We start from the raw sequence: 3696 nt of genomic DNA, 5'->3' as shown, positions 1-3696 counted from the left end.
CGGCGTCTGCTGCCGGTTGGTCGACGGGCGCTCCGCAGCACACCGAGTCCTGCTGGTCCGCCAGCAGATCGGGCGAGGTGCCGAACGTGTCGCTGTCGGCGAGCACCGTGTAGATCTCCCATTTCTCGGCGTCCGGGGCGGTCGCCCAGACCTTGTCCTGCGTCGCGTAGCAGCAGGTGGTGCCGATCTCCTCGGCGGTGATCATTTCGGCAGCGGTGAGGCGGGCGATCTCTGCTTTCACCGTGTCGCTCGACTCCACTTCGACGCCGAGGTGGTTGATCGTGCCGCCCGCACCGGCATTCTCGAGCAATACGAGCTTGAGCGGCGGGTCGGCGATCGCGAAGTTCGCATACCCGGGCTTGCGCTTCGCGGGTTCGACACCGAACAGCGTCGAGTAGAACCGGATCGACGCTTCGAGGTCGTCGACGTTGAGTGCGAGCTGGACTCGGGACATCACTGGCACCACCTTTGTGACTTATATCGAATCAGATGGACTTCACTGTCCTCAGGATTTTGACATATGTCAAGAGGGTCGGGATGATCGGAACCATGCCCAAGGCACTGCCCGTCCTCGACGTCTCCGCGCCCATCTGCTGCGCTCCGATGGCCTCCGTCCCCATCTCCGACGACGACGCACTGCACCTCGCACTCCGCCTGAAAGCACTCGCAGACCCGGTGCGCCTCAAGCTGATGTCGATTCTGCTCACCGGCGACGACGCGGCATGCACGTGCGACCTCGCCGCCGCCGTCGACCTGTCCGAGTCGACTGTCAGCCACCACCTGGGCAAGCTGCGCAACGCCGGCATGATCGCGTCCGAGCGTCGCGGCATGAACGTCTACCATCGCGTCCACCACGATGCGCTGGCTGCGCTGGGCGCAGTGCTGAATCCCGGCTGCTGCAGATGAACTCGCGTCGCGGGACGGCAACCGATCCGAACCGCTCCATGACACCACCACATCGGCCGCCACAGTGCAGGGACGAAACTACTTGCCGGCCTTGGCCGCAGCCTTCGTCGCCTTTTTGAACTCGCGCACCTCACGCAGCGACTGCTCGTCGACGACGTCCGCGATCGACCGCCGCGACCCCTCCAGCCCGTAGTCGCCCGCGGCCGCACGCCACCCGGCCGGCTGCACACCCCGCTGCTTCCCGAGCAACGCGAGGAAGATCCGTGCCTTCTGATCGCCGTAGCCCGGTAGCGCCTTCAACCGCTTCAGCACTTCCTTGCCGTCCGGGTCTCCCGAGATCCACAGTGCGGCGGCGTCCCCGTCGTAGTCGTCGACGATGGCGGCGCACAGCGCCTGGATGCGCTGCCCCATCGATTTCGGAAAACGGTGCACCGCAGGCGGCCGGGCGCACACCGCGATGAACTCGTCCGGATCGGCCTCGGCGATCGCATGCACGTCGAGAGCGCCGAGCCGGTCGGCGAGCTTCTTCGGCCCGGCGAACGCCGTCTCCATCGGAACCTGCTGATCGAGCAGCATGCCGATCAGCAACGCAAGCGGATTCTCCGCCAGCAAAGTGTCGGCGTCCGGATCTCCGACCAGATTCAACGTCGATGCCATGGGATCGATCATGCACCGGCCGTCACTGTCGCCGCCACAGGACCGCCGCGGTGATCGCGGTGCCGGTGAGCGCGGCCACCGTGATCACCGCCGGTACCCAATGAGGAAACAGGGTCGGCTGCACCACGACGGGCACCGTGGCGAGGGCCGCGAACAACACGACGATCGCGAGCGCACCGGCCGCGACCGACCATCCCCGGGCCAACCGGCTGTGCCGCTCGCCGCGCAACTCCGTGCTGCGCAGCTGGGAATGCTCGACCACGCGAACGGCCTCGGCGAGCTCCGCGTCGAGCTCGGCGTTGTCGGCGTAGACGCGGCGCACCAGCAGCGACCGCAGCTGCGTGGATCCCGTCCACGAGGGGCACCGCGCGTCGTGCTGCGATTCCTTGTGCAGCAGCGCACGCTCCATCTTGCGGGCCTGCATCGTCGCGACGTCGTCGAGCGCAGCGACGAGCCGGTCACCGGCCAGATCCTCGCGACTGCGCAGGTGGCTCAGCACCCGCCAGAAATCCGTCGAAGATCCGGCCCGGAGCGCGACCCACGGCAACAGTGCGTAGATCATCTCCCGGGTTCCACAGCCGAGGTAGTCGTGACCCGCGACGGTGGCTTCGAGGTCGAACAGCACGGCAGCGGCGTCCTCTCGGACGGCGATCGCCGCACCCGGCTGTACCGGCCGATCGCCGAGTGTGATCCGGTCCCACGCCCAGGCCCGGCCTCGCGGCCGTGCCGCGCGCGAGAGCGATCCGGAGCCGTCGACGAGTTCGCGAACCCGGTCGCCGCCACTGGAAAGCACCTCGATCGCGAGGGCCTCGATCACCGCACCGGTGCCGCCGCGGTGCCGATACACCACCAGCTCGCGCAGCGGCCGGTATGTCTCGGGCACCGGCATCAACCTGTTCAGACCCGGGAACAGCTCGTTCGGACCGGATTCCATGCTCAGCCCGAAGGGCGCGAGGAACCCGTCGATCGCCGTCCGGAACTCGGCGCCCTCGTCCAGCGGGTCGATCCGCGAGTCGACGAGACGCGAGCTGTTGTCGGAGAGCCTCTCCAGTGCCAGGACGAGCCCGTTGCCGGGGATCTCCCACAGCGACAGGCACGTCGCGGGATGCCCGACGTAGGGGCGCGCGGCGAGCTGATCCGCCCGCAACGCCGCAGTCGGGACGCCGAACGCCACCGGCGGTGACGTGGGGTCCGTGACATGCCGGTACGCGAGCAGACTGGCCGGGCGGACACTGTGGTCCGACGGTGGAGCGGCACCGATCCGGGCCGGGAGGAACGGCTCGACGGCCTCGACGGCCGCCACGGACGGCGGTTGCGGACCGCAGTCGATGTCGAGAGCCAGCAGAACAACCTTCAGCACACCGTTGCAGCCGGTGACAGACGCGACCGTAGTTGCGCCGGTTCCGGATTTCACGAGAGCGCGGTCTTCCATCACACTCACCACTTCCGAACCCGCCGCGGAGCGCGGCGACCCTGATCCGGCAGTATGGCACTTCTCTGTGGAAAAGCCCATTCAGGTCATTTCAGGAGGTCAGCGCGGCCCGAGCAAAGTTGTCCACCCTCGGTCCACCGGTTTTCCACAGGTTTGTCCACAGGCTGGGAGCAAACGGGTTTCCTGTCGCAGAAACGCCGCCGCCGCCGCGCTCGCGGACCTGCTCGGGTCCGGCCGGGCGCGACGGCGGGCGTCGGGGTTTCGAGTCGGGCGTTACCTGCCGAGTGCCTTCTCGCTCGCAGCGAGCAGCACGCACGTCGCGACACCGTCCATCGCCGTCGCGAGTTCGTCGAGGGACGGGAAGCTCGGTGCCAGGCGAATGTTCTTGTCGTCCGGGTCGTTCTTGTAGGGGAACGCCGAACCCGCGCCGGTGAGCGCGATGCCGGCATCCTTCGCGAGTGCGATGACCCGCTTCGCGGTGCCGTCGACCACGTCGAGGCTGATGAAGTATCCGCCCTTCGGCTCGGTCCAGGACGCGACCTTCGACGTGCCGAGCCGATCTTCGAGGATCATGCGGACCAGCGCGAACTTGGGTGCGAGGATCTCGCGGTGCTTCGCCATGTGGGCGCGCACGCCCTCGGCGTCGCCGAAGAAACGCAGGTGCCGCAGCTGGTTGAGCTTGTCGGGCCCGATCGTCTTGA

Annotated in this window: 4 protein-coding genes and 1 pseudogene; 1 reads left to right on the top strand and 4 read right to left on the bottom strand. The window is 67.7% G+C overall.

Going from position 1 to position 3696, the window contains the following annotated elements; genetic code table 11:
- A partial coding sequence (locus Q8814_RS24990) for an ArsI/CadI family heavy metal resistance metalloenzyme (RefSeq protein ID WP_330154651.1) occupies window positions 1-454 on the bottom strand: 454 nt, incomplete at its 3' end.
- Between the two features lie 95 nt (window positions 455-549).
- Here Q8814_RS24990 and Q8814_RS24985 point away from each other — a divergent pair.
- Complete coding sequence (locus Q8814_RS24985; RefSeq protein WP_330154650.1) at window positions 550-906, top strand: Rv2640c family ArsR-like transcriptional regulator; 357 nt, start codon at window positions 550-552, stop codon at window positions 904-906.
- 78 nt (window positions 907-984) lie between these two features.
- On the opposite strand, the gene Q8814_RS24980 is transcribed toward Q8814_RS24985, so the two are convergent.
- The 3 genes and pseudogenes from Q8814_RS24980 to Q8814_RS24970 form a co-directional block, all read right to left on the bottom strand.
- The gene (locus Q8814_RS24980; protein WP_330154649.1) at window positions 985-1563 is read right to left on the bottom strand and encodes an HhH-GPD-type base excision DNA repair protein; all 579 of its coding nucleotides are present in this window, start codon (window positions 1561-1563) and stop codon (window positions 985-987) included.
- Between the two features lie 22 nt (window positions 1564-1585).
- A complete protein-coding gene (locus Q8814_RS24975; protein WP_330154648.1) occupies window positions 1586-2995 on the bottom strand; it encodes a hypothetical protein in 1410 nt (469 codons plus the stop codon).
- Window positions 2996-3268: 273 nt separating this feature from the next.
- Window positions 3269-3696: pseudogene (locus Q8814_RS24970) on the bottom strand (aminotransferase); the annotation flags it as partial.

The sequence above is a fragment of the Rhodococcus chondri genome, from assembly GCF_036327435.1.
In the GTDB taxonomy this organism is placed as follows: domain Bacteria; phylum Actinomycetota; class Actinomycetes; order Mycobacteriales; family Mycobacteriaceae; genus Rhodococcus; species Rhodococcus chondri.
Note: the sequence above shows the minus strand (reverse complement) of the source record. Positions and strands in the feature narration are given on the sequence as shown.